Origin of the sequence: Rhodococcus sp. 06-418-5 (assembly GCF_002258285.1) — a bacterium.
Classification (GTDB): domain Bacteria; phylum Actinomycetota; class Actinomycetes; order Mycobacteriales; family Mycobacteriaceae; genus Rhodococcoides.
Genome location: NZ_NOYE01000031.1, coordinates 83,692 through 106,478 on the forward strand (window position 1 = coordinate 83,692; position 22,787 = coordinate 106,478).

Annotated in this window: 22 protein-coding genes and 1 tRNA gene; 11 read left to right on the forward strand and 12 right to left on the reverse strand. The window is 65.7% G+C overall.

Annotated features, from left to right (window positions below):
• Position 1: 1 nt before the first annotated feature.
• From CH274_RS21705 to CH274_RS21715, 3 genes are read right to left on the reverse strand one after another with little or no spacing between them, the layout of a single operon-like run.
• On the reverse strand, positions 2–1,546 hold the full coding sequence (locus tag CH274_RS21705; protein WP_094658910.1) for a carotenoid oxygenase family protein: 1,545 nt from the start codon (positions 1,544–1,546) through the stop codon (positions 2–4).
• Entirely contained in the window at positions 1,539–3,158 is a 1,620-nt protein-coding gene (locus CH274_RS21710) for an FAD-dependent monooxygenase (protein WP_256993654.1), read from the reverse strand. Before CH274_RS21710 ends, CH274_RS21705 begins: the two co-directional genes overlap by 8 nt.
• Before the next feature lie 59 nt (positions 3,159–3,217).
• A complete protein-coding gene (locus tag CH274_RS21715) occupies positions 3,218–4,003 on the reverse strand; it encodes an IclR family transcriptional regulator (RefSeq protein WP_045198486.1) in 786 nt (261 codons plus the stop codon).
• Between the two features lie 147 nt (positions 4,004–4,150).
• On the opposite strand from CH274_RS21715, the gene CH274_RS21720 reads away from it, so the two are divergent.
• Genes CH274_RS21720 through CH274_RS21735 form a run of 4 tightly spaced genes read left to right on the forward strand, consistent with a single transcriptional unit; the run spans position 4,151 to position 8,007 of the window.
• Positions 4,151–5,737: an MFS transporter gene (locus CH274_RS21720; RefSeq protein WP_094646684.1), complete on the forward strand. Its 1,587-nt coding sequence runs from the start codon at positions 4,151–4,153 to the stop codon at positions 5,735–5,737.
• A gap of 1 nt (position 5,738) precedes the next feature.
• Positions 5,739–6,242 (forward strand): DUF3237 domain-containing protein, encoded by a 504-nt coding sequence (locus tag CH274_RS21725; RefSeq protein WP_218829234.1) that lies wholly within the window; start codon positions 5,739–5,741, stop codon positions 6,240–6,242.
• Between the two features lies 1 nt (position 6,243).
• Positions 6,244–7,176, forward strand: coding sequence for a VOC family protein (locus CH274_RS21730; protein WP_094658911.1), 933 nt, complete (start codon positions 6,244–6,246; stop codon positions 7,174–7,176).
• A gap of 3 nt (positions 7,177–7,179) precedes the next feature.
• Positions 7,180–8,007, forward strand: coding sequence for a fumarylacetoacetate hydrolase family protein (locus CH274_RS21735; RefSeq protein ID WP_094658912.1), 828 nt, complete (start codon positions 7,180–7,182; stop codon positions 8,005–8,007).
• Positions 8,008–8,039: 32 nt separating this feature from the next.
• Here the strand turns inward: CH274_RS21735 and CH274_RS21740 are convergent, their stop codons facing one another.
• The 3 genes from CH274_RS21740 to CH274_RS21750 form a co-directional block, all read right to left on the reverse strand.
• A complete protein-coding gene (locus CH274_RS21740) occupies positions 8,040–9,266 on the reverse strand; it encodes an AGE family epimerase/isomerase (protein WP_094658913.1) in 1,227 nt (408 codons plus the stop codon).
• A 4-nt stretch (positions 9,267–9,270) separates the two neighbouring features.
• Positions 9,271–11,001, reverse strand: a complete 1,731-nt coding sequence (locus tag CH274_RS21745) for a diguanylate cyclase domain-containing protein (RefSeq protein ID WP_094658914.1) — start codon at positions 10,999–11,001, stop codon at positions 9,271–9,273.
• Positions 11,002–11,182: 181 nt separating this feature from the next.
• Entirely contained in the window at positions 11,183–11,740 is a 558-nt protein-coding gene (locus CH274_RS21750; RefSeq protein WP_094658915.1) for a dihydrofolate reductase family protein, read from the reverse strand.
• A gap of 122 nt (positions 11,741–11,862) precedes the next feature.
• On the opposite strand from CH274_RS21750, the gene CH274_RS21755 reads away from it, so the two are divergent.
• Positions 11,863–12,216: a manganese catalase family protein gene (locus tag CH274_RS21755; RefSeq protein WP_256993655.1), complete on the forward strand. Its 354-nt coding sequence runs from the start codon at positions 11,863–11,865 to the stop codon at positions 12,214–12,216.
• A 55-nt stretch (positions 12,217–12,271) separates the two neighbouring features.
• Here CH274_RS21755 and CH274_RS21760 read toward each other — a convergent pair whose 3' ends face one another.
• The gene (locus CH274_RS21760) at positions 12,272–13,363 is read right to left on the reverse strand and encodes a spore photoproduct lyase family protein (RefSeq protein ID WP_094658916.1); all 1,092 of its coding nucleotides are present in this window, start codon (positions 13,361–13,363) and stop codon (positions 12,272–12,274) included.
• A gap of 114 nt (positions 13,364–13,477) precedes the next feature.
• On the opposite strand from CH274_RS21760, the gene CH274_RS21765 reads away from it, so the two are divergent.
• The 4 genes from CH274_RS21765 to CH274_RS21780 are packed head-to-tail and all read left to right on the forward strand — an operon-like array spanning position 13,478 to position 17,480.
• A complete protein-coding gene (locus CH274_RS21765) occupies positions 13,478–14,575 on the forward strand; it encodes a DNA alkylation repair protein (protein WP_094658917.1) in 1,098 nt (365 codons plus the stop codon).
• Between the two features lie 21 nt (positions 14,576–14,596).
• Positions 14,597–15,724 carry a LolA family protein gene (locus CH274_RS21770; RefSeq protein WP_094658918.1) on the forward strand — a complete coding sequence of 376 codons (1,128 nt, stop codon included), beginning with the start codon at positions 14,597–14,599 and terminating at the stop codon, positions 15,722–15,724.
• Positions 15,721–16,671, forward strand: coding sequence for an ABC transporter ATP-binding protein (locus CH274_RS21775; protein WP_094628701.1), 951 nt, complete (start codon positions 15,721–15,723; stop codon positions 16,669–16,671). Before CH274_RS21770 ends, CH274_RS21775 begins: the two co-directional genes overlap by 4 nt.
• Positions 16,668–17,480, forward strand: a complete 813-nt coding sequence (locus CH274_RS21780; RefSeq protein ID WP_032395233.1) for an ABC transporter permease — start codon at positions 16,668–16,670, stop codon at positions 17,478–17,480. Before CH274_RS21775 ends, CH274_RS21780 begins: the two co-directional genes overlap by 4 nt.
• Here CH274_RS21780 and CH274_RS21785 read toward each other — a convergent pair.
• Positions 17,470–18,279, reverse strand: a complete 810-nt coding sequence (locus CH274_RS21785; RefSeq protein WP_094658919.1) for a lipase family alpha/beta hydrolase — start codon at positions 18,277–18,279, stop codon at positions 17,470–17,472. The genes CH274_RS21780 and CH274_RS21785 overlap by 11 nt on opposite strands.
• Before the next feature lie 57 nt (positions 18,280–18,336).
• Positions 18,337–18,936, reverse strand: a complete 600-nt coding sequence (locus tag CH274_RS21790) for a TetR/AcrR family transcriptional regulator (RefSeq protein ID WP_094628707.1) — start codon at positions 18,934–18,936, stop codon at positions 18,337–18,339.
• 117 nt (positions 18,937–19,053) lie between these two features.
• Here CH274_RS21790 and CH274_RS21795 point away from each other — a divergent pair, with 117 nt between their 5' ends.
• Together CH274_RS21795 and CH274_RS21800 are read left to right on the forward strand one after the other, a co-directional pair.
• Positions 19,054–19,812 carry an enoyl-CoA hydratase/isomerase family protein gene (locus CH274_RS21795; protein WP_032395235.1) on the forward strand — a complete coding sequence of 253 codons (759 nt, stop codon included), beginning with the start codon at positions 19,054–19,056 and terminating at the stop codon, positions 19,810–19,812.
• Positions 19,813–19,864: 52 nt separating this feature from the next.
• On the forward strand, positions 19,865–20,656 hold the full coding sequence (locus tag CH274_RS21800; RefSeq protein WP_094658920.1) for a maleylpyruvate isomerase N-terminal domain-containing protein: 792 nt from the start codon (positions 19,865–19,867) through the stop codon (positions 20,654–20,656).
• 66 nt (positions 20,657–20,722) lie between these two features.
• Here the strand turns inward: CH274_RS21800 and CH274_RS21805 are convergent, their stop codons facing one another.
• The 3 genes from CH274_RS21805 to CH274_RS21815 form a co-directional block, all read right to left on the reverse strand.
• Entirely contained in the window at positions 20,723–21,772 is a 1,050-nt protein-coding gene (locus CH274_RS21805) for a zinc-binding dehydrogenase (protein ID WP_256993656.1), read from the reverse strand.
• Between the two features lie 106 nt (positions 21,773–21,878).
• A tRNA-Thr gene (locus CH274_RS21810) sits at positions 21,879–21,951 on the reverse strand.
• Positions 21,952–22,017: 66 nt separating this feature from the next.
• Positions 22,018–22,713 carry an SDR family oxidoreductase gene (locus CH274_RS21815; protein ID WP_094659127.1) on the reverse strand — a complete coding sequence of 232 codons (696 nt, stop codon included), beginning with the start codon at positions 22,711–22,713 and terminating at the stop codon, positions 22,018–22,020.
• Positions 22,714–22,787 lie beyond the last annotated feature (74 nt).

Here is a 22,787-nt window from a genome sequence, read left to right on the forward strand (position 1 = left end):
CCTACTCGGTGTTCTTCGTTCGTCGAGGTTGGGCTGCGATCGCTGCGTCGAGCACCTCGGCCTCGGCCCAGGATCCGTGGAATGCGAACGGCACTCGGACGGGGAGCTTGACGCGTGCGAGTGGTTCGCGGGTGAACGAGTCGGCCTCGTGCACCAATAGTTCGGACAGACCGGACGCCGGATTCCACCACAGGGTCAGCAGGTAGCCGTCGTTCTCGATGCTCGCGCCTCGACGCTGAACGAAGACCGGTTCACTGGGGCTGGTCAATCCGTCCGGTCCTTCGAGCACGATCGTCTGTCCGGTCGAGAAGTCATGGCGCGCAAGCCCATCCGTCAGGGTCAGCGGCGACAGGCTTCGGGTGGTGGCGAAGTATCCGAAGCGATTCTCCTGGCCCAGCCACGCGTCGTTGATCTTCGGGAACTCGCCCGCCACCCCGCTGTGCATGTGCTGGGTGGTCGTCCTGGTTGCGGTATCGAGCACGAACCGCCAGGCCATCGCGGGCGGAAACCAGGAATGCGAGTCGATCGGCTCGTCCGAATCGTCGGCCGGATTGCCCAGTCGTGCAATGACGTGCAGGTCCACCACGATTCCCGTGGCAGTTTCGTGGGCGTTGAAGAAGTGCGTCGGGGCCAGCATAAGGCCGGTGTCGTACCACGTGACTTCGTGGGTTCGACGGTCGAGGACGGCGAACCTGCTGCCGTTCGGTGTAGCCGATTCGTCCCAGAGCACCCCTGGCCGCCCCGCCATGATGCGGTCGAGGCGGAACTGGTTGGGCGAGATCAGGAAGATCGCGAGGTGTTCGCTCACGATGTAATCGTGCACCATTGCCGGACAGCCCATGTCGAAAGTGACGGTATCGATGACGGTGCCGCTGGTATCGGCCTCGTACCACGTCAGATTCGGCCCGATGGCAGAGTAGAAGAGCATGTTGCCCGTCGACGGTTCGATCTTGTAGTGCGCTGTGCACAGGATGTCCAGTGCGCCACCGAAATCGTACGTGCCCTGCGTGTCCAAGCTTTCGGGGTCCATCGAATGCGGCAGTCCGCCTTCGTAGTACACCAGCAGGTGGTCGGCGAACAGGCCGACGTTGGTATTGGCGACGCTCTTGGACGGCGGTGCGCCAACGGGCAGATCCCGCTTGGCCTTGCCCGAGCCGTTGACGAAACCGCTGTACAACGCTTCACCGGCCTCGACCTCGATCTTCATGGTGTCGGTGTGCACCCACTTCATCCGGAACGACGCCTTCCCGTCGCGGATATAGGTGCCGGCGACTCCGCCGTCGCCTTCCCACCAGTGGTAGCGGTCGGTGTCGAGCGGCTCGAAGCGGGGGTTGTCGGCTACCCGGAACAGGGCGCCGGCCAGGTCGTCGGGCAGTTTCCCGATGACCTCGAGGTCGAATGCCTCGGTCTCCTCGTGCCACGGCGCGAACGGACCGTTCAGGAACTTGTTGGACGTGTTCCAGTCGACATCCGCCTCGTGGCGCGCAGTCGCAGGCGCGGTCCGTCGGACCAGTGTCGTCGGGAGCGGGGTGGGTAGGTCACGCATAGCTGACGCCTTTCGTCTCGAGACAGGACAGTTCGGAAGGGCTCGGGGAAGATCCGGTCCACGACGCCACCGCGGCTCGAACGTCGTCACCCTCGTGCGGAAGCCACGCGGCCGCGACGAATCGGTCGGGCCGGACGAGAACGAATCTGCCGGTGTACGTGCGCATCTCGTCGTCCAATCGACCGTCGACGTCGAGCAGTACGTTGACGTCGTCGATTCTCGGTGCCGTGCGATCGGTGGGCACTGCGGCCTCGACGGCGTGCAGGCCGCGCGCGATACCGCGGGCACGGGACCAGTCCCCCGCGTCGTGCACGTCGATTCCCATCAGCGCCCAACCGGTTCCGAGAATCTCGTCGAGCGGGCGGATGGTTCGGGTCGCCGAGTCGAAGGCCAGGGGTTGCCCGATCGCACTCCCGGTGTCGTCGCCGGGGAGTACGAGTCCGTCGGAGAATCGGTACGACGGGCGGTAGGCCATGGTCTCGAACCAGCGTCGCCCGTTCTCGGTGGCCAATGCGGCTCGGACCAACTCGTCGCGCCTGGCCGCGACACGAGCATTGGTCGTCATCACCACCCGGCCCAACCGCTCGGACGCGCGAACCACCGCGGCGGCGTGCGGGCCACGCTCGGATCGGTATGTGGCCAAGACGCTTTCGTGCAGACAGCCGTCGAGCACCCCGGCCAACTTCCACGCAAGGTTCGCGGCATCACGAATGCCGGAGTTCAGACCCTGACCGGCGAACGGGGGCATCATGTGTGCGGCGTCGCCGAGCAGGAAGCAGCGCCCGAGCTGCCATCGGTCGGCCACGAGACCGTGGAAGCGATAGTTGACGGCTCGTTCGACCTGAGCGGGTGTGATCGGGCGGTAGCGCGAGACGAGTCTTTCGATGAGCTCGAACGGTGGCGAGTCGGTGGCCGTGCCCTCGCCGTCGAACAGGCGGAATTCGTATCGACAGCGACCGTCGAGTCCGGGTACCACCACGTGCGGCCTGCTCGGATCGGCATGGTGCATTCCGTAACGCTCGATGTGAGGGTCGCCGAGCGTGTCCACCACCAACCACAATTCCGGATGGCTGCGTCCGGTCATGCCGATCTTCAGCAGGTTTCGAACCGTGGATCGTCCGCCGTCGCTGCCGAGGAGGTAGCGGGCGCGCACCGTGCGTCCACCCGCTTCGATGGCCACGGCGTCCGCGTCCTGCACGATCGAGGTGACCTCGGTGTCGAACCGTACGGTGACATGGTGTGCCGTATGCAGAGCCGCTGCCAGCACGCGTTCGAGATCCGGTTGCGCGAACGGGTTCTTGAACGGGTAGCCCAGTCGGTAGGCGCTCTCCGCGCCACCGTGGAAGAGCGGTTCGTCGTCGAGGCCGTAGTAGCGAGTTCCGGTGCCCGGCACGACGATCGGCAGAATTCGGTCGATGACGCCGGCCTGCTGATAGGTGCGCAGTGCCTCGTCGTCGATGCTGATCGCTTTGGGTTCGTCGCTCGTCGTCGAACGACGCTCGAGAACGATGACGCGAAGCCCTCGTGCAGCGAGCAGCAGGCCCGCGGTCATCCCGACCGGACCGGCACCGCAGATCGCTACGTCGTAGAGGGTGTCGAATCTCGTGTCCACACCACCAAGGTAGCGCGCATCACGTTAAATAGGAATGGTGTCCCATAAAATAGGACACGTTACGAGCTGACGACGGCGAGCCTCGTCGACAGAGTCTCCGCCGCGGCCCGCACTGCGGTGACGAGCACGTCGGTCCGATCCTCCGGAACACGACGTCTGATCGCGACGATGCTCAATGCCGCTGCCACCGAACCGGACTCGTCGAAGATGGGTGCGGCGATGCCCATCGCATCCGGGTCCACCTCCGCGACGGTGACGCCGTAGCCGGTGGTGCGGATGCGCTCGAGGCGGTCGACGAGGCGATCGACGTCGGTCAACGTCCGATCGGTGAAGCGTTGCAGCACATGCCGACCCAGGATCGAGCGGATCTCCTTCTCCGGCAGCCAGGCCAGGAGCGTCAACGCCGACGCACCTGCATTGATGGGCAGCCGACTCCCACGCTCGTAGCTCAGGCGCACCAGCTGCTTGGCCCCCTCGCACCGCTCGATGCACACAGCCGTGTCGTCGACGAGCCTGGTGAGCAACACGGTTTCCCCTACCTCGTCGGCCAATTCACGCATCACGGGTTGGGCGATCGTCGTCAATCCGTAACCGCGCCTGGCCAATCGAGCAAGTTCGAGTACTGCGACACCCAACCGAAAGCCGCCATTGGGAGCTTCCTCGAGAAACGATGCGCCGACCAACGTCTGCAGATATCGGTACGCCGTGGAGCGCGCGCTGCCCAGGGCCTCGGCGACATCGTTGGCGCTGATCTGCAGGCGATCCTCGGTGAACATTCCCAGGATGATCAGCGCGCGGTCGGCCGTGCTGTTGCGTTCTCGGTATCCACTCGTCTCAGGAGCCATGTCTCCATCCTAGTTCTGATTGTCAGGACTGCAGTGTCATCAAACGGATCTTCGCCCTTGACAGCTGTGATCCAGGCCATGAACACTGTCCCGTATTAGACAACAGTGGTCCTGCTTTACAGGACATTCCCTCAGGATGAGGAACCCATGAACCCCACCCACCAGAAACTGGATCGCGGCACGCTCATCGCCTGTTGCCTCGCGATCGGCGTCGCCCAGATGGGCGTCTCACTCGCAGCGCCCATTCTCGGCGTAATCCAACGCGACCTCGGAGCGAGCGCAGCGGCGCTGGCCTGGATCCCGGCCGCGTTCATCCTCCCCACCGCCATACTCGAGCTGAATTTCGGCGTACTGGGCGACATGTTCGGCCGCAAGAGGCTGCTCGTCTGGGGCGGCGTGCTCGTCTTCGTCGGCGACGTCGTCGCCGGAACGTCGGGAACCCTGACACAACTGATCGCCGGGCAGGCCATCGCCGGACTCGGTGCCGCCGCAATCTTTCCCACGTCACTGGCCATGCTGGTCTCGGCAACCCCCGATCGTCAGGAGCGAGCCCGCGCTCTGTCTCTCTGGGCAGTCAGCCTGGCGTTCGGTGCCATGATCGCTCCGCTGATCAGCGGCTTCGCGGCCGAACACTTCAGCTGGGGCTGGTCGTTCGCCATTCCCGCCGTTCTGGGTCTCGTCACCGCCGTGGTCAGCGCCGCGGTGATCGTCGACTCACGTCATCCCGCCGGACGCGGACTCGACTGGCCGGGCCAGATCACCATCGCCGTCGCCTTGCTCGCCCTGCTGTATGCGGTGATCCAGGGCTCCGTGGACGGCTATTCGAGCCCCGTCATCGTGGGTGCCTTCGTTCTCGCGGTCGCCGCAGGCGTCGCGTTCGTCGTCAGCGAGCAGCGAGCGCGCACCCCGATGCTGAATCTCGCGCTGTTCCGTACGCCTGCCTTCGCGGCGACTGCGCTGATCGGTTTGCTCGCGATGTTCGGCTTCATCGGAACCGCCTACGCGCTCAGCGTGAAGCTCGAAGCGATCCTGCACGTCAGCCCGCTGCAGGCTGCACTGCCGTTCGCTCTCATCCAAGCCGTACCGCTGCTCCTCACGCCACTGCTCCCGCGCCTGTTGATGCGCGTCGCGGCCCGCACCCTGTTGGTCACCGGACTGTCGGCATTGGCCGTCGGTCAGATATGGATGGCTCAGCTACCCGGCGACTCCACCTCGCTGCTCGCGATGACCGGCCCGATCCTGTTGCTCGGAACCGGCTTCATCACCATGTTCACCGCACTGACGGCCGTCGCCGTCGGAGCCGTCGCCATCGATTACGCCGGAATGGCCAGCGCGGTAACCAGTCTCGTTCGCGAGACCGGGCAGAGCCTCGGGCCCGCGATCGTCAGCGCCGTGGCGTTCGGAGTTGCCGGAGCCACCCTGACCTCCACCCTGTCCGACGGTTCTCTCCCTCCCGAGGCGGTGGGCGTGGCATCCGGCGTCGCAGAGCAGGGCGGGCCGTTGGCGGTGGCCAACGCCGACCTCGGTCCGATCTCGGATCTGGTTGCACCACTTGCCAGGACGGCTCTCGAGACCGGCCTCGACATCGGCATCTACGTCTGTGCCGGAGCCACCGTCCTGGCTGCGCTCATCGCCCTCGTCATTCCCGGCGGAGCCCCCAGGGGACTCGATGCTGCCCCGATCGACGCGGCAGCATCACCTACGGCCGGGCGACTGCTGCCCGCCGGTGAGTGACATGTCCACGCCCACTCTCCATCACGTCTTCACCCTCGACGTCGAGCTGGCTCCCCCGGTGGTGATCGGGTCGACCCCACACGGAATGCGTCGGGTCATCCCGATCACCGGCGGCCGATTCCAGGGACCGGCCGGATCCGGGACGATCCTGCCAGGCGGTGCGGACTGGAACCTGGTGCGCACCGACGGCGTCACCCACCTGTGGGCTCGCTACACGATCGTCACCGACGACGACGTGACCATCATGGTCACCAACGAGGGCTGGGGCACCCAGGACGATGCCACCATGGAGCGCATCTTCGCCGGCGGTGGTGCCGACATCGACCACTGGTACTGCTCCACCAACCCGCGCTTCGAGGTGGCCGATCCAGGATGGAAGTGGTTGAACCACAGCGTGTTCCTCGGCCACTTGGAACCGCCCACCCGCGGCGACCGGGTGCGTATCACCGTCTACACCGACGCCATCGTCCCCACCCCATCGACGCCCCGAAAGGCGGATCACTGACATGACCACTCCCACCCGGAACAGACTGCAGGAAGGTAGAGCCGTGGGCACACTGCGCCGGACCGCCGTCTCGCACCTCGGATTCACCGTTCCCTGCGTCGCCGCCACCGCCGACTTCTACGGCCGCACCGTCGGCCTGACCGTGCAGGAGGAGCTCGCAGGCGGCGGCCTGCGCCTCGGCTGGGGCCTCGGACACCACGTTCTGGACCTCACCGAGGGTCCTAAGGCACTGTCTCACTACGGCTTCGAGGTTCGTGATGCCGACGGTATCGCCGGGATCACCGCACGATTGAAGGACGCCGGCCACGACGTCACGGATCTGGATCCGTCCGTCCTCGACCATGCCGTCGGCGCACCGTCGGGCATCTCGGTGACCGACCCCGACGGCACCACGGTGCATTTCCACGGACCGGTCGCGCGCCAGGGTGAGAACGCTGCCGATCCGGGACGACGCCCGATCAAGTTCCAGCACACCACTCTCGGCACCGACAACGTGGCGCAGATGGTCTCGTTCTTCGTCGACACCGTCGGATTCCGCATCTCCGATCAGCTCGAGGACGGCAAGTTCGCGTGGCTGCGCAGCGACCGCGATCACCACACTCTGGCCGTCGTCGAGAACGGTGTGCCCGGCGATCTCGACCATTACTCCTACGACCTCGCCGAGTGGGAGGACTTCAAGTCCTGGTGCGATCGCCTCACCGAGATCGGTGTCGACGTCGTCTGGGGCCCGGGACGCCATGGCCCCGGCAACAATCTGTTCGTCTTCTTCGACGATCCGGCGGGCAACCACATCGAGCTCTCGGCCGAGATGGAGAAGTTTCACGACGACCGAGCTACGTACGTGACGCGGCAGTGGCGTCCGGTACCCGCGTCGGTGAATCTGTGGGGCGGACAGCTGGCGAGCTGGCGCAAGACGAGCGAAAGCGAGATCTGAGCTATGGCTTACATCAGCTACGAGCACAACGGTATTCGCGGAGTCGGCGAGGTCGACGGGGATTCGCTGATCCCGCTGCAGGGAATCGACGCACTCGGGCGAACCAGTTCGCTCGAGGCACTTGCCGGGGCAGATCGCCTGACCGGGGAGCGTCTACCGATCGGCGACGTGCGCGTCCTCCCGGCTGTCACCGACCCCGCCCGAGTGATCTGCGTCGGACTGAACTACCGCGACCACATTGCCGAAACAGGACGCGAGTTCCCCACGTACCCGGTGATGTTTCCCAAGTTCGCCTCCAGCCTGATCGGGGCCTACGACGACATCGCCGTCCCACCGGAGAGTTCCGAGGTGGACTACGAGGGCGAGATGGCGGTGATCATCGGACGCGCGGGCAGGCGCATCACCGAGGAGAACGCACTCGATCACGTTCTGGGTTACGCCGTCGCCAACGACATCACGATGCGTGATTTCCAGTACAAGACGCATCAGTGGATGCAGGGAAAGGCTTGGGACGCAAGCACTCCCCTCGGCCCGTATGCCGTCTGCCCCGACGAGGTCGACCTCGCGACTTGCGGCATCCGCACGATCGTCAACGGCGAGAAGGTACAGGAGTCGAATCTGTCGCAATTGCTGTTCACGGTGCCGAATCTGATCGCAACAATCTCCACGTTCACCACCCTCGAGCCCGGTGATGTCATTCTCACCGGCACGCCCGGCGGAGTGGGCTACCGCCGCAAGCCTCAGCTGTTACTGAAGCCGGGCGATCACGTGAGTGTGGAAATCGACAACCTCGGGTCGGTGAGCAATCGATTGGTGGCGGAGGGGCACTGACATCTGTGCGTCTGCGCTGCCTGTGGCACTCGTCAGTCCGAATCGGGCTGCAGCGCAGCCAACATGCTCGTGTTCGGAGCATATCGGCTGATCCACGTCGCTTGGACGGCGTGGTAGAGATCGGGTTTGCCGCTCCACACCGTTGCCGCGGGAACGTTGTGGGAGTCCAGTTCGTGATGCCAGGAGCCGTCGACGCGGTCGACGAAGTAGTCGGCCGCAACGTCCCACCACGTTCGATAGTCGCTGCCGTACCGTTCTTCTCCCGTAACGCGTCCGAGAGTCGCGGCAGCTCCGATCGCCTCGCACAACACCCAGTGCAGTCGACCCGTGACAACCGGCTGCCCTGTCCAGTCCGTGGTGTAGACGAACCCGGGGGTGGGCCCGGGCTGCCAGCCGTCGACGGCAGCCCGGTCGTACAGGGACTGGGCCGCATCGACGTAGTCCCGCCCGCCCGCAACGAGACTTGCCTGCACGAGGAGTCGCGCCCACTCGAAGCCGTGGCCGACGGTGGCACCGTAGGGCTTGAACTGGTTCGCTACGTCGTCGCGGTTGTACTCGAGCTGCGGGATCCACTCTGCAGTGAAGTGCTCCGGGACGCGCCACTCGTTGGCCGCGGACCATCGACATACGTTGTCGCAGATACGCAGTGCACGTTCGCGCCAGAGCTCGGGCGCACCGGCGTCGGCGGCGGCCAGCAGCGCCTCGACCATGTGCATGTTGGCGTTGATGCCGCGATACGGATCGAGCTCGGACCAGTCGACAGTCCAGGTGTCCGAACACATTCCGTACCGTTCGTCCCAGAACCGAGAGTCGACGGTATCGAGTGCCTCGTCGAGAAGTTCCCGGCCACGTGGATGTCCCACCGCGGTGGCAGCCGACGCGGCGAGCACCACGAAGGCATGCGTGTACGCCGATTTCACTGCATCGGGCGAGGTCGCGTCGGCACTGGACTCGAACCAGCCGCGGTTCGTGTTGTCCCGCAACGTGGTCGACAGTCCGTCGAAGACGCGATCGGCTCTCCTGCGGGAACCCGGTCGGCCCTGCACGGACCCGAGAAAGTGCACATGCGCCATCCGAGCGGTGATGTACGTATGCGCCGGATGGTCGAGGTCGGGGTTACCGCGATCGTCCAGCCACGCCGCGCCACCGGCGGGGTGGTCGAGTGTGGTTCCGAAATCCAGAAGTCGAGACGACTCGGTGTCGAGCCACGATCGGTGAGAGGGCAGTGTCCACCAGTTGCCGGGGTCTGCTGGAGTCATGCGTTCATTGTGCTGTGCCCGCGATCGCCTGTTCGGCGGACGCGACCTTTTCCTCCGAATCGTCGAACAGTTCGATCCGATCCTTGCCGCTCTGCTTGGCCCGGTACATCGCGGAATCCGCGTCCCGAAGCACATCCTGAGCTGTGGCACCCCTGCGGGCCAGCACCATTCCGATGCTCGCCGACACCTCGTACTGCCGCCCCTCGAACTCGATGGCCGAGGCCAGCGCGGCCTTGATCCGTGCGGCCACGCTGCCTGCGAGTCCGTCCGCGTCCGAGGCCGGGTCGTCCATCTGGGCGTCGAGGACCAGGACGAATTCGTCACCGCCCACCCTGGCGATGAAGTCGTCGCTTCGCAGTATCGCGCGCAGACGCCGTGCCACCTCGACCAGCACCGCGTCGCCCGCAGCATGTCCGCCGCTGTCGTTCACGCTCTTGAAACCGTCCAGGTCGCAGAACAGCACCACCGCCGCGATACCGGTGCGCGCGCCCCGATCGATCGCAGAGCCGATCCGGTCCAACAGCAGCATGCGATTGGGCAGTCCCGTCAACGGATCCTGCAGCGCCGCACGTTCGAGAGCACGCTCGGCCTCGACGACGTCGGTCACCTCTCGGAGGACCGAAAGCACCTGCAGCACCTCACCCGACGGCCCCCGGCGAAAGGGCGTGGTTCGACGCGACAACCACCGGGTCTCACCGCCGAGGCCACGCACTCGGTACTGAGTCGTGAGGCTTTCCCCGTCTGCCAACGATGCAGCGGCCCGGTCGGCCGCCGCAACGATGTCGAGGTCCTCCACAAGCACCTCGATGTCGGACGAATCCTCGGCACCGTCGACTGTCGAATCTCCGCCGGGCCGCCCCTCCGGATCACCGGCGGTCGCGGTACCGATCAACGAGCGGAGGCTGCGCGACGCCCACGTCAGGTGCCCCGTGTCGACGTCGACGACCGTCGCGATATCCGGCGACGCGGTCAACACGGCGTCCCGGAATGCTCGCGCACGATCCAGCTCCGCCCGCGCCTCACGCTCGGCCGTCACGTCCTCCGACAGCACCATGGCACCGACGATGGCATCGGCCTCGTCGCGCAGCGGCCGGGCTCGAACCTGGAAGACTCTTCCGGTCCCGGCGCTGACGGAATCGAACGAGGATTCCTCCCCTGCGACAGCTGCCCGGTAGTACGGCGCGACGTGCGCGAAGACCTCCGGTGGCACCGTGTCCTCGAGCAACTTCCCTTCCATCCGGTGCGGGTCGTAGCCCTCCGCGACCAGATCGGCACCTTCGACCAGGACGAATCGAAGGTCACGGTCGACGATGAACACCGTCGTGTGGGGCAGATTCGCGGCGAGCTGACGGTACCGAGCCTCACTGGCATCGTCGAACATCGCCGGCGAGCGAAGCAGTGGCCCGTAGGAGCGGCGCATTCCGAGATACACAACACCCGCCAACGCGGTCGACAAGGTCACTGCGACATCCAGATCGCCGCCCATGGACTCCCGCATGATCGCGATCGTTCCGCCGCCTGCATGTTCGCTGTGCCCGGCCCCCGCGAGCAGGTGAACCGCATGCAACACATGGTGAGCCGCGCAGGTGGTAAAGATGGCGGCGGTTGCCAGCGCCAATCGATTCTTCCGAAGCTGGGCGGTGCGACGCAGCCCACGAACGATGAACAGCACGATCCCGAGATACGCCGACGCAGTGATCGCGTTCAGGATCACGACCCAGAGCCAACCGCTCATACGACGGACTCTCTGTCGGTCGCGTCCGGGTCCGCGTCGGAGTGGGAGTGCGGCATGTGCGGCATCGATGACCTCCGCGGGGTCTGAACTGCTGGGTGTGGGCCGGACCGACAAAGCGGACGAACCACCCGCCGGTGTCGTGCCGCGAGGGTATCTCAATCCGGCCCGTACCTGCGAGATGTCAGCGAGACACGCTGTAACGCAGGTACAGCCACCCCGACTCGGCGAACACCTTCTGCTCCGCGAGTGTCAGGTCGAGATGGTGACCGACCGGAAAGTACGGTTTGCCACCGCCCAGGATGGTCGGCAGAAGGATGACCTCGAACTGATCGATCTCGTCGACCAGCGACTCCGCCAATGCGGCACCGCCCACGGCCAATGTCCCCTCGGTCTCGCGTTTCAGCCGCTTGACCTCGGCGACAGCGTCGGCACTGCGCACCAACCGGCACCCGTCGGCCACCGAATCGAGAGTGTCGGAGAAGACGATCCGCGGGGTGTCCACATACAGTCGCGCGAACTCCGCCTCGACCTCGTCACCCTCCGCTCGTAGCGGGTCCGTCCAGTAGTCCTCCATGGCCTCGTACAGTCGACGCCCGAACAGAAAGGCAGTAGTGGCCTCCGTCTGCCGGTTCGAGAATCGATGGGACTCCTCGTCGGGCACGGAGAAGTCGAGACTGCCTGCGGAATTCTCGATGAAGCCGTCGAGAGAAACGTGCATGTTGTACGTCAGAATTGCCATGTCACTCCTGAAATCCGATGGGGTCGTGGGTACTGACCTCGACGAGCCCGATTTGTCACCGGGCGCTGGGCAAGGTTTAGATCGCCTGCACGACGGCCATGCAGAGGGGGCCCAGGGTTCGAGTGCAGGCAGAGGGGGCACTGCCGGTCGATTCCGTCGGCAACCCGTGGAGCGGTAGCTACGTCTACAACTCCGGCAACCTGGTCCTCGACCTGATGTACAACCTCATGCTCGAGTCGACCGGTCGCCTGCAGAAGTGCCGCATGTACGAGATGACCGCCAACAAGGCTGCGCGATCGACCATTTCGTACCGGATCGTGCGCGACCAGGCACCCGAAGGCGTTCCGATGGAAATCTCACCGGAGCGGCTGGAGGAGTTCGCCCCGGGACTGGACACCGACCTCATAGAGCTGATTCGGCAGACCGCCGAGATGGAGATGGCCGACATCGACGCCACGTTCGGAAAGATGAAGTGAATCATCCTCTTTCGCAGCCCGGCCTCCACCGCACACCGGTGGAGGCCGGGCTTCGTCACGTCCAATAGAGAAGCTGCGCGTCGGGGAGCACGGACCCCAGTTCTTCGACGAACCATGTGCGCATCTCGGTCATCGTGTCCTTGGGGTAGACGTACTTCACGCCGCCGAACTTGTTTCTGTTTGCTGTGCGGGCACTTTCGTCCATCTCGAGCTTGGTCCCCGGGTACCAACTCAACAGCACGTCCTTGCTGGACGGCGTGAATCGATGGGTGATGATCTCGGCAGTCAGGTCGAGATGAGGGACATCGTGCACCGCGTCGGCGACGTTCGAGAGCAGTCGACCGTATTGTTCGCGCCACTGCGGTATCGGCATGATCGGAGCGATCGTCAGCCCCACTCGATATCCGGCGAGAGCCAACCGTCTCAGCGCCTCGATTCGAGCGGGCATCCTCGCGGTTCCACCCTCGAATCGGTGGGCGATGTCATCGGCGTTGACCGACAGTCGAACTCGGGTTCGTCGCCCGTGATCGAGCGTCACCAACTCGGTGACGTCGTCGAACTTTGTGGTGAAACGCAGCGACACGTCGTCGCCGTAGGTTCCTGCACCCACCCTGCGTACGGCCTCGGCGAGTGATCCCGTCACGTGCTCGATCCCCAGAGGATCGGTGTAGCAGGACAGTTCGAAGGTGGTGCCCTCGTGTCCACGCTCCTCGGTCCCGGAGGTGATGGTGCCACGGCCGGCATGGGTGCCGAAACCGGCCAGGACGTCGTCGATGTTGGCGAACACCCTGGTGATCGGAGGCCCGGACAACGAGCCCGCCAGATAGCAGTACTGACAGTGCGCCGGGCACCCCTTCGCCAGATCGATACGCCAATCTGCACTCGGCGGAATCGGTTGTGGCTTCAGCACACTCGGTGGTGCCACCACCACCGCCATCGTCGTCTTGGCACGCGCATAGGTCTCCCGCTCGGACTCACCGCGCAGGCCGGTCAGACGGTCCCCCTGCAACACATCGATCTCGGTCACTCCGGCTGCTTCGCATCGACGGATGATCTCCGCGGTATGGGGAAGCTCGGACGCAGACCGGGTGACCAGGACACGCGAGGGCGTCCACAGTCGAGTGGGGGCACAGAGATCGTTGTCCATTACCTCTTCTCAACGTACGGGGACTGTCGATCCTTCCCGCCAACTGCAGCTCGGACGCTGCCCGACTCGGCTCCGGTGATTCCGCGGCTCATGGATCTCGGGTAAGAAGCTCTCATGCCCTTCGCCGACGAACTCATCGGCCCGGACGCGGCTCGCACGCTGCTTCGGACCATTCGCAACGCCGCACCGAGTGCTGATCTGTCGCTGCTGACGGGATCGGTCGATCAGTTGGGACCGCTCGCGCTGCGGGCGCGCGCCGATCTACTGCGCGACGCGCTTCTCGTGGGATTGCCCGGCGATTACGCAGAGTTCGCTCGGACCATCCGACGGGCCGCCGAGGATCCGGATTTCCAGGGCTGGTCGATCTGGCCGGTCACGAGCGCCGTGGCGACGAAGGCCGTCGAGGAGCAGACCTCGGCCGCGTTCGACGACGGAATGTCGCTGCTGGCCGAACTCACCGGCAGGCTCAGCTCCGAGTTCGCCGTCCGCACGTTCCTACGAGCCGATCTGGATCGGGCTCTCGCCATCGCGGCGGAATGGACTCGATCACCGGACGAGCACGTGCGGCGTCTGGCATCGGAGGGCACACGCCCGTATCTGCCGTGGTCGGTGCGTGTCCCCGAGATTCTCGCGCGGCCCGGCGTCACGGTAGCGATCCTCGACGAGCTCTACCGGGACGACAGTGACTACGTTCGGCGGTCGGTCGCCAACCACCTCAACGACTTCAGCCGGGACGTCCCGGACTTGGTCGTTCGGACCGCGGCGCGGTGGCTCGACGACCCGGACGCGCACACCGACCGGCTCGTACGACACGCACTTCGGACGGTGATCAAGAACGGTGACACCGACGCACTCGCCCTGCTGGGGTTCGCGCCCGCCGACTTGGAGGTGACAGGCCCCACCCTCGATGTCGCGGAGCTACGGATCGGCGAGAGCGTGCGCTTCGATGCGTCGATCCACAATGTCGGCACCGAACCGGCCAAGGTCGCGATCGACTACATCGTCCACCACACCAAGGCCAACGGTGGAGTGACGGGTAAGACGTTCAAGCTGACGACGAAAACGATCGCGCCCGGTGAGGGCGTCGACGTTGCGCGGCAACACTCCTTTCGAGCGTTGACCACACGGAAGTACTACCCCGGCCCGCACTCGATCGAGCTCCAGATCAACGGTGTGAGTTACGGTCTCGCGAATTTCGTGCTCGTCGACTGACGCGGGCTTTGTACTACCCACATGCAGCACAACGGGTACGTCCGTACGGTCGATGAGGTGCACAAGAAGTGGCGGTGGCTGGCGGTGGTGCTCGGCATCGCCGTGCTCGTCACCACGCCCGCGGTGATCGAGCGCTGGCCCGTCGACGCGTCGGACATCAGTGCGGCCGAACTGCTCTCCCGCGTCCAGTCCTCGACCGCGACCCCGTACTCGGGCTACGCCCAGGCCGTCGGCGGTGTCACCCTCCCCGTCACCGACGGTCTCGGCGGACTTCCGGATCTGTTGGGCGACACCACGACTCTGCGCGCTTGGTATCGCGCCCCGGACAGCTGGCGCGTCGACACCGTGCGCCTCGCCGGTGAGCGCGGTCTCTACCGGAGCCCGGCTCGGCTGTGGAGCTGGGACTACGAACAGAACACGGCCGTGGTGACCCCCGTCCCCGAGCCGAGTCTGCGCCTGCCTCGCCAAGCCGACCTGCTACCCCCGGAGCTCGGGCAGCGGTTGCTCAGCGAGACGACCGCCGATGAGGTCACCCGGCTGCCCGCCCGTCGGATTGCCGGCCGCGACGCCCCCGGCCTGCGACTGATCCCCAGCGAATCGCAGAGCACGATCACCGAGGTCGACGTGTGGGCCGACCCCGACAGCGGGCTTCCACTGCAGGTAGACGTGCTGGGCGACGGGGTCACTCGCCCCATCGTCAGCACCGCGTTCCTCGACTTCTCCTCCGCGACCCCGGACGCCGACACCGTCCGCTTCGTTCCGCCGCCGGGTACCGATGTGCAGCAGCAGGACGGTCTCGACATCGCCTCGTTCGCCGACGGGATCGACTCTGCCGGTCTCCCTTCGACGCTGTCGGGACTCGATCTGAGGGACCGCGGAGTCCAGGGTGCGGTGGGAATCTACGGCCGCGGCGTGACGGAATTGATCGCTGCTCCGCTGCCGCGTCGCGCCGCACGGGGGCTCGTCGATCAGCTGCGGGCCGCGCCGGGGGCGGTCGTCACCGGTAGCAGCGTCGCACTGACGATCGGCCCCCTCAACGTCCTGATCACCGAGCCCAGCGCCGACCGGCGTCGCTACCTGCTCTCCGGCACCGTCACCGCGCAAACCCTGGCCACCGCCGCCCAGCAGCTCGAAGGAGCAGCCACATGATCCGCACGACCGGCCTGACCAAGAGTTACGGATCGGTGCGGGCAGTCGACGGCGTCGACCTCGACGTGCGCGCCGGCGACATCTACGGCTTCGTGGGTGCGAACGGATCCGGTAAGACGACGACCGTGCGGATGCTGCTCGGGCTCGTCCTGGCGACCTCCGGGCAGATGCAGGTGCTCGGCGAGGAGATGCCGCGGCGACGCAGGAGCGTGCTGCCGCGGGTGGGGGCGCTGATCGAGAACCCCGCCGCCTACCCCAACCTCTCCGGACGACGGAATCTCACCTTGCTCGACGCAGCCGGGCCGGGAGGTTCCCGGCGCACCAGGACCGCCCGCGTCGGCGAGGCCCTCGAACAGGTGGGACTCGGCGGGGTGGGACGGAGGCCGGTCAAGCAGTACTCGCTCGGAATGCGGCAGCGTCTCGGATTGGCTGCGGCACTGATGCGCACCCCCGAGCTGCTGATCCTCGACGAGCCGACCAACGGTCTCGACCCACAGGGAATCCTCGAGATTCGGGAGTTGCTCCTGGGCCTGCATGCGAAGGGCACCACCGTGTTCCTCTCGAGCCACCTGCTGGCCGAGGTGGAGCAGTTGTGCGACCGCGTGGGAGTTCTCGATCGAGGTCGCCTCGTTCTGCAGGATCAGCTCGCCGCGTTCCAGCAGCCGACCGGTCGGGTGCTCGTGACCACCCCGGACCCGGCCGAGGCCGTCACCGTGCTCTCCGGAATCCAGAACGCGACCGTGTTCCACCGTGAAGGGCAGCAGCTCGTGATCGAACACCCGGACTCTGCCCTGCTCAATCGGCTGCTCGTCGAAGGCGGCGTCCGGGTGAGCGAGCTGACCCCGCAGCAGATGAGTCTGGAGCAGTCCGTGTTGGCCGTCACCGGTGCCAGTGCCGACCGCGTCGACGGTCCCGTCCGCTCCACCGAGATGGAGGTGACCGCATGATCGGCGTCGAGCTGCGCGCAATGCTGAGCCGACCCCGCACGTGGGTCGTCATTCTCCTGCTCAATCTGCTGCCCACCGTCGTCGCGGGTCTGTTGGCCCTCACCGACGTCGGTCCGCGGCCCGGCGAAGGCCCCGCCTTCCTGTCGGCGGTGCTCACCAACGGTCAGCTCTTCCCGCTCGCCGCGCTCGCCATCGTGCTTCCGTTGTTTCTTCCTGTCGCTGTATCGGTCATCGCAGGCGATGCCGTTGCCGGGGAGGCCCAGGCCGGCACCCTGCGCTACCTGCTCGCGCGCCCGGTGGGACGCACCAAGCTACTGGTGGCGAAGCTGATCTCGGTGGCCGCCTTCGTGCTGCTGGCGGTGGTCATCGTGGCTGCTGTCGCGTACTTCGTCGGCACGACGCTGTTCGACGTCTCGACCGTTGGTGGCGTCGCCAGCGTGTCCGGCACGGTGCTGACCGATCAACAGGTCGCCGTGCGGACCGTCATCGCCGTGCTCTATGTGACGCTCTCGATGCTCGGAGTGGCGGCCATGGGCCTGTTCCTCTCGACCCTGACCGACTCCCCGCTCGCCGCGACGCTCGGCGCACTGGCGTTCCTCATCGCCAGTTCGCTGCTGCTGACGCTGGACGCCGCCGATGCCATCGCGCCGTACCTCCCGACGCGATACTGGTTGGCTTTCGTAGACCTCTTCCGCGACCCGGTGCCCACGCGGGACCTGGTGCGCGGCGTCGGGTTGCAGGGCGTCTACGTCGTCGTGCTTCTGGGTGCGGCGTGGGCGAACTTCACGACCAAGGACATCACGAGCTGAGACGGCTGCAATCGGCTGCGCCGAGCTGGGTGGTGGAATCGCCGTCCAACTGGGCGGACACGATTGCGCCGACGAGAGGATCGCGGGGCAGGTTCCCGTGATCGACGGTGGAGTCCGCACACACGCTCTGCACGGGGATGTCGATCGCTCCGTCGAGTCGGGCCGAGGACGGCGGGGTCACCACCTGATCCAGTTCGGTCCACACCGACACCCACTGCGGCCCCTCCGGCGTCTCGTCGCCGGAGTTCAGGGCGGTGAGCACGGAACTGTCGGGGACGAGCTGCTGACAGGCCGTCGGGCATTGGTCGGGCAGGACCTGGGACGCCAGAGCGGCCACCTGGGTGCCGTGATGTGGGGAGCCGAGGGTCACGATGCGTCGAGCCTGCTCGACGCCGCCCATATCGGTGGCCCAGATCCGGGCCACCACCCCACCGGCGGAATATCCGACGACGTCGACCGACGTCGCTTCCGTGCGAGTAAGGGCTGCGTCGACGGCGTCGCGCAGGGTCTGCGCCTGCACGGTCAGGTCGCCGACGCCGCCGTCGGGCAGGGCCACGACGGTCGCGTCGCGGCCGTTCTCTCGTAGTTCCGCCGCAAGCACATCCAATGCATCGGTGGACCCGCCGAACCCGGGGACCAGCAGCACCGGGCCGGGAGCGGACTGGTCGACGCTCGCGACGGGGTCGCTCGTGGGGCGTGATGCGACGAAGGCCGCCACGGCCGCGAGAATTCCGACCAGGACGAGAGCGAGTACGACGAATACGAGACGACGGCGCGCGGGGGCGAGGGAGGCGAACACTTCATCCAGTGTGCCCGCGGGTCCGATGTCCCTCGCCGGCGCGACCGAGATCTCGACTCACCGAACTGGCGGTTGCTCGGTTTCGAAGCGATCGATGAGGCCGCGGGCTGCTTCCCGCGCAGCATGCGCCCAGGACGGCCCGGGTTCGGCGTAGGCACTGGCCATAGCGCCGTCGTACAGGGTCGTCAGCTGGAGGATCAGCATTTCGTCCGAGCTTGTGACACCGAGTGGCCGCAGAAGTTCTGCGAACAGATCCCGCACCCATCCGCGATGCCCCAGATTCACTTGATGCCCCGGCGCATCCGGTGCCGACTCCGCCTCGGCGTTGATGAACGGACAGCCTCGAAAATCGTCCGTCCCGAACCATTCGCCGAGTAGATCGAAGACCGACAGAGCCTTGTCGGTCGAGCTTCCCCCGCGCACTGCGAGCTGCTCGGCGACGTGCCGCTGCCAGCGGTCGCTGCGGCCCTGTAGGTATGCCGCGACCAGGTCGTCCTTGGTTCGGAAGTAGGTGTACATGGTGGTCTTCGAGACACCGGCCTCGTCGGCGATCAGATCGACTCCCGTTGCATGGATCCCGCGCTCGTAGAAGAGCCGATCGGCGGTCGCGAGGACGCGCTCGAGTCCCGGCCGGCGGCGAGTCTTGACGGTGGTCATAGCGCAAGCCTACCCGCCCTGAACAGATCTGTTCAGTTAGCGCTTGACAATATCTGAACCGACCTGTTCACTCAGCTATGCGAACAGACCTGTTCAGTTAGAGACGAAAGGCGCTCCATGACCACCCCGGCTTACTTCACCGAGTACGACAACTTCGCCATCACTCGCGACGAGGATGGCGTGCTGCTCGTGCGCCTCCACACAGGCGGCGAGGCACTGACCTTCACCGGCCGAACCCACGAAGACTTTCCGGCGCTGCTCGAGCAGATCGCGCTGGACGGCGACAACAGGGCGATGGTGCTGACCGGCACCGGCGACCACTTCGTGAAAGACATCGACGGCCCGAGCCTCGGGGAGATCTTCAAACCGGCCGCTTGGGAGAAGACCCGCGTCGAGGGTGCGAAGGTTCTCCAGCGCCTGGTCGAGCTTCCACTGCCGGTGATCGGTGTCGCCAATGGCCCGGCGACCATCCACTCCGAGTACCTGCTGCTGACCGATATCCACATCGCTTCCGAACAGGCCACCTACGGCGACTCGCCCCACCCGGCCTTCGGCATCACCGGCGGCGATGGCGTGCAGGTGGTGTGGGAGGAGATCGTCGGGACCGCTCGCGCCAAGTGGCTGCTGTGGACCGGCGAGTCGATCGACGCGAAGACCGCACTGCAGTGGGGCGTCGTCAGTGAGGTGCTGGCCCACGACAAGGCGCTCACACGGGGCCTCGAGATTGCGCGCGGCCTTGCCGCCAAGCCGGCACTCTATCGAACCCTGCAGAAGCAGACCCTGAACCGGAACCTCCGCAAGCGAATCGTGCAGGACGTGCCGTTCGGTATGGCACTCGAGGGCCTCACCGCCGCCGACATGCCGTACCAGGTCTGACGTATCAGGCCTACCCGAGTTCTGCACCCGCCATCACCGACCGAGGAGAACAATGCCCCAATTCGACCACACGACGCGCCCCTCACGAGACTGGCTACACGCCCTCCAGACCGCCTCTAACGATCTACGACACCTGGTCGACGGGCTGAGCACGGAAGATCTTTCGCTGGCGTCTCGTGATGGGGACTGGACTGTCGCGCAGGTTCTCTCGCATCTCGGCAGTGCCGCCGAGATCTGCACCGACCTGGTACGCCGCGGGCTGGCCGGTGACCACCGCGGCCCGCAACGAGACGAACTCACCCCGATCTGGGACCGCTGGAACGACCTGGGCCCTGCCGAGCAACGGCTGCAGTGGCAGCGAGCGGACGCCGCCCACCTCGAACTGCTCGCAGGCATCACCGTCGAGCAGGAGAAATCGCTACGGGTCCCCTACTTCGCCGGCCCGATGGACCTGACCACGTACCTGGGCTACCGGCTCTCGGAGCACGCTCTGCACGGTTGGGATGTCGCGGTGACATTCGACCCGTCGGCGACGGTCGGCCAACTCGACCTCGTGTGGCAGCGGATCGACATGATTGCCTCTCGCTTTCACGACGGTGCCGTCCGGCAACGACTCGCCGCGCGGCAGATCCTCCTGTTGCACAGCGACCACCGCGATCTCCTGGTTGTCGACGACGAGGTCCACATCGAAACCGGAACGGATCGCAGTGCACCGAGCACTGTCACCGCCACGTCCGACGTCACGACCCGGCTCGTCTACGGCCGCCTCCGTCCCGAGGACGACATGGATATCAGCGGCCCGACGGCCCGCGACGATCTGGTACAGCTGTTCCCCGGATTCTGAACGCACCGGGGATTCGTTGTACAACAGTCTCATCGAGATGGCTCCCGTCGATGTCGTCCCCTCTCACTACGATTCGATCCGGTCGACGATGACCGGCGGAACGAGCACGAACTTTCCGACGTGGTTCTTCTCCAGGAAGCGCTGCTGCGCTACAGCGGTCTGCTCGAGGGGAAACGATTCGGCCAGCAACGGACGAATCTCACCGGCCTCGATGTACGACACGAGGTTCGGAAATACATCCTCGTCCCACGCCGTGCACCCGAGGAGCGTCAGATCGTTCAGGTACATCGTGCGTAGGTCCAGCTCGACGACGGGTCCTGCGATCGCGCCGGAGGAGACGTAGGTTCCCCCGCGAACGAGGAGGTCGAGCAGAGGGCCGAAACCGTCGCCTGCGACGTTGTCGATCACCACATCGACGCTGTGCTTGCCGAGGGCGGTCGCCAGGTCCTCATCGCGCCCGTGGACCTCGTCCACGCCGAGTTCGCGGAGCTGGTCGTGTTTGGCGCGGCTCGCGACGCCGATCACGCGCGCGCCGCGCCGAACGGCGAGTTGCACTGCGGCAGAACCTACTCCACCCGACGCGCCGGTGATCAGCACCGTCGACTCCGGGCGGACTCCCGCGCGAGCGATCATGTTCTCCGCTGTGCCGTACGCACACGGGATCGTCGCCAGCTCCGCGTCGGTCCACCCACAATCGACCACGAAGACCTCGCTCGCGGGAACGACGACGAACTGCGCGAACGCGCCATCCATGTCCGAACCCAACCAGCGCGTCTCGCCCGACGAGAATCCGTCGACGCGCATGCACGATCGAACCAGGACCCGGCGGCCGATGATGGACTCGTCGATACCGGGACTCGCACACACGACCCCGCAGCAGTCGGTGCCCTGGATCAACGGAAACGGCGTCGCGTCGTTCCATCCGCCGTTGGGGTACCAGCCCACGCGTGTGTTGATCTCGGTGTTGTTCATCCCCGCCGCCAACACGCGAACGAGCACCTCACTCGGACCCGGCACGGGTCTCGGCACCTTTGACACGACGAGCTTGTCGTATCCCCCGGTGCCGGTGGTGACGACTGCCGTCATCAGGTCACCGCGGGCGCTGTCGGTATGCATGGACTGATCTTGCAGGACCGACGGGGCGAAGGGGACGATCCGGCGCTGAATCGAACAACCACAAAGGCCCCCGACACGCTGATGCGTGTCAGGGGCCTATTGGTCGAGCCGCCTAAGAGAATCGAACTCTTGACCTTTTCATTACGAGTGAAATGCTCTACCGACTGAGCTAAGGCGGCGTGCCTTTCGGCGTTGGTGAGTCTAACGGAGCATCCTCTCGAAACGAAAATCGCCTCCTCGTGCGATCAGCCTGCGAGGCCGAGGCCTTCCGCCGGCCCGCTCAGGATCGACTTGACGTGCCTGGTCACGTCGTCGGCGAGCACTTCGGTCTCGCCGGCCTCGACGGCGTCGAGCACCTGGCGCACCACGTCGCGTGGGTCGTTCTTCGGGACGTCGAGATCGGCGATCATGTCGGTGTCGGTGTATCCGAGATGCACCCCGACGACGAGGGTTCCCTGCGGTGCGAGCTCGAGCCCCAGTGAGTTGGTGGCCGACCAGATCGCCGCTTTGGATGCACCGTAGGCACCCGCGCCGCCGAGCCAGGACAGCACCGAGTGGATGTCGACGAGCGCGCCGCCTCCGTTGGCCTTCAGGATCGGGGCGAATTCCTGCGCGATTCGCAGGGCACCGAAGACGTTGGTCTCGAACACCGCGCGAATGTCGTCGATCGACGTCGTCAGCAGCGGAGTAGTACCCGGCGCACCGGCATTGTTGAAGACGATCGACACGTCGGACGCGATATCGCCAAGCGCTGCAACGGAATTGGCGTCGGCGACATCGAGGGCAACCGGCACCACCCGAGGATCGGTGTCCTCTCGCGGATTTCTGGCTGTCGCGTAGACCTTCGCGGCCCCACGCTCGAGCAACGCGTCGACCGTCGCCTTGCCCAGACCGCGCTGACCGCCGGTCACCAACACTGTTGCTCCTTGAATCGCCACCATGGCGGTCACCCTTCGAGACAGAGGTCAAATGCTTTTGATTCTGTCATTCATAGTTGACCGACACGACATAGTCA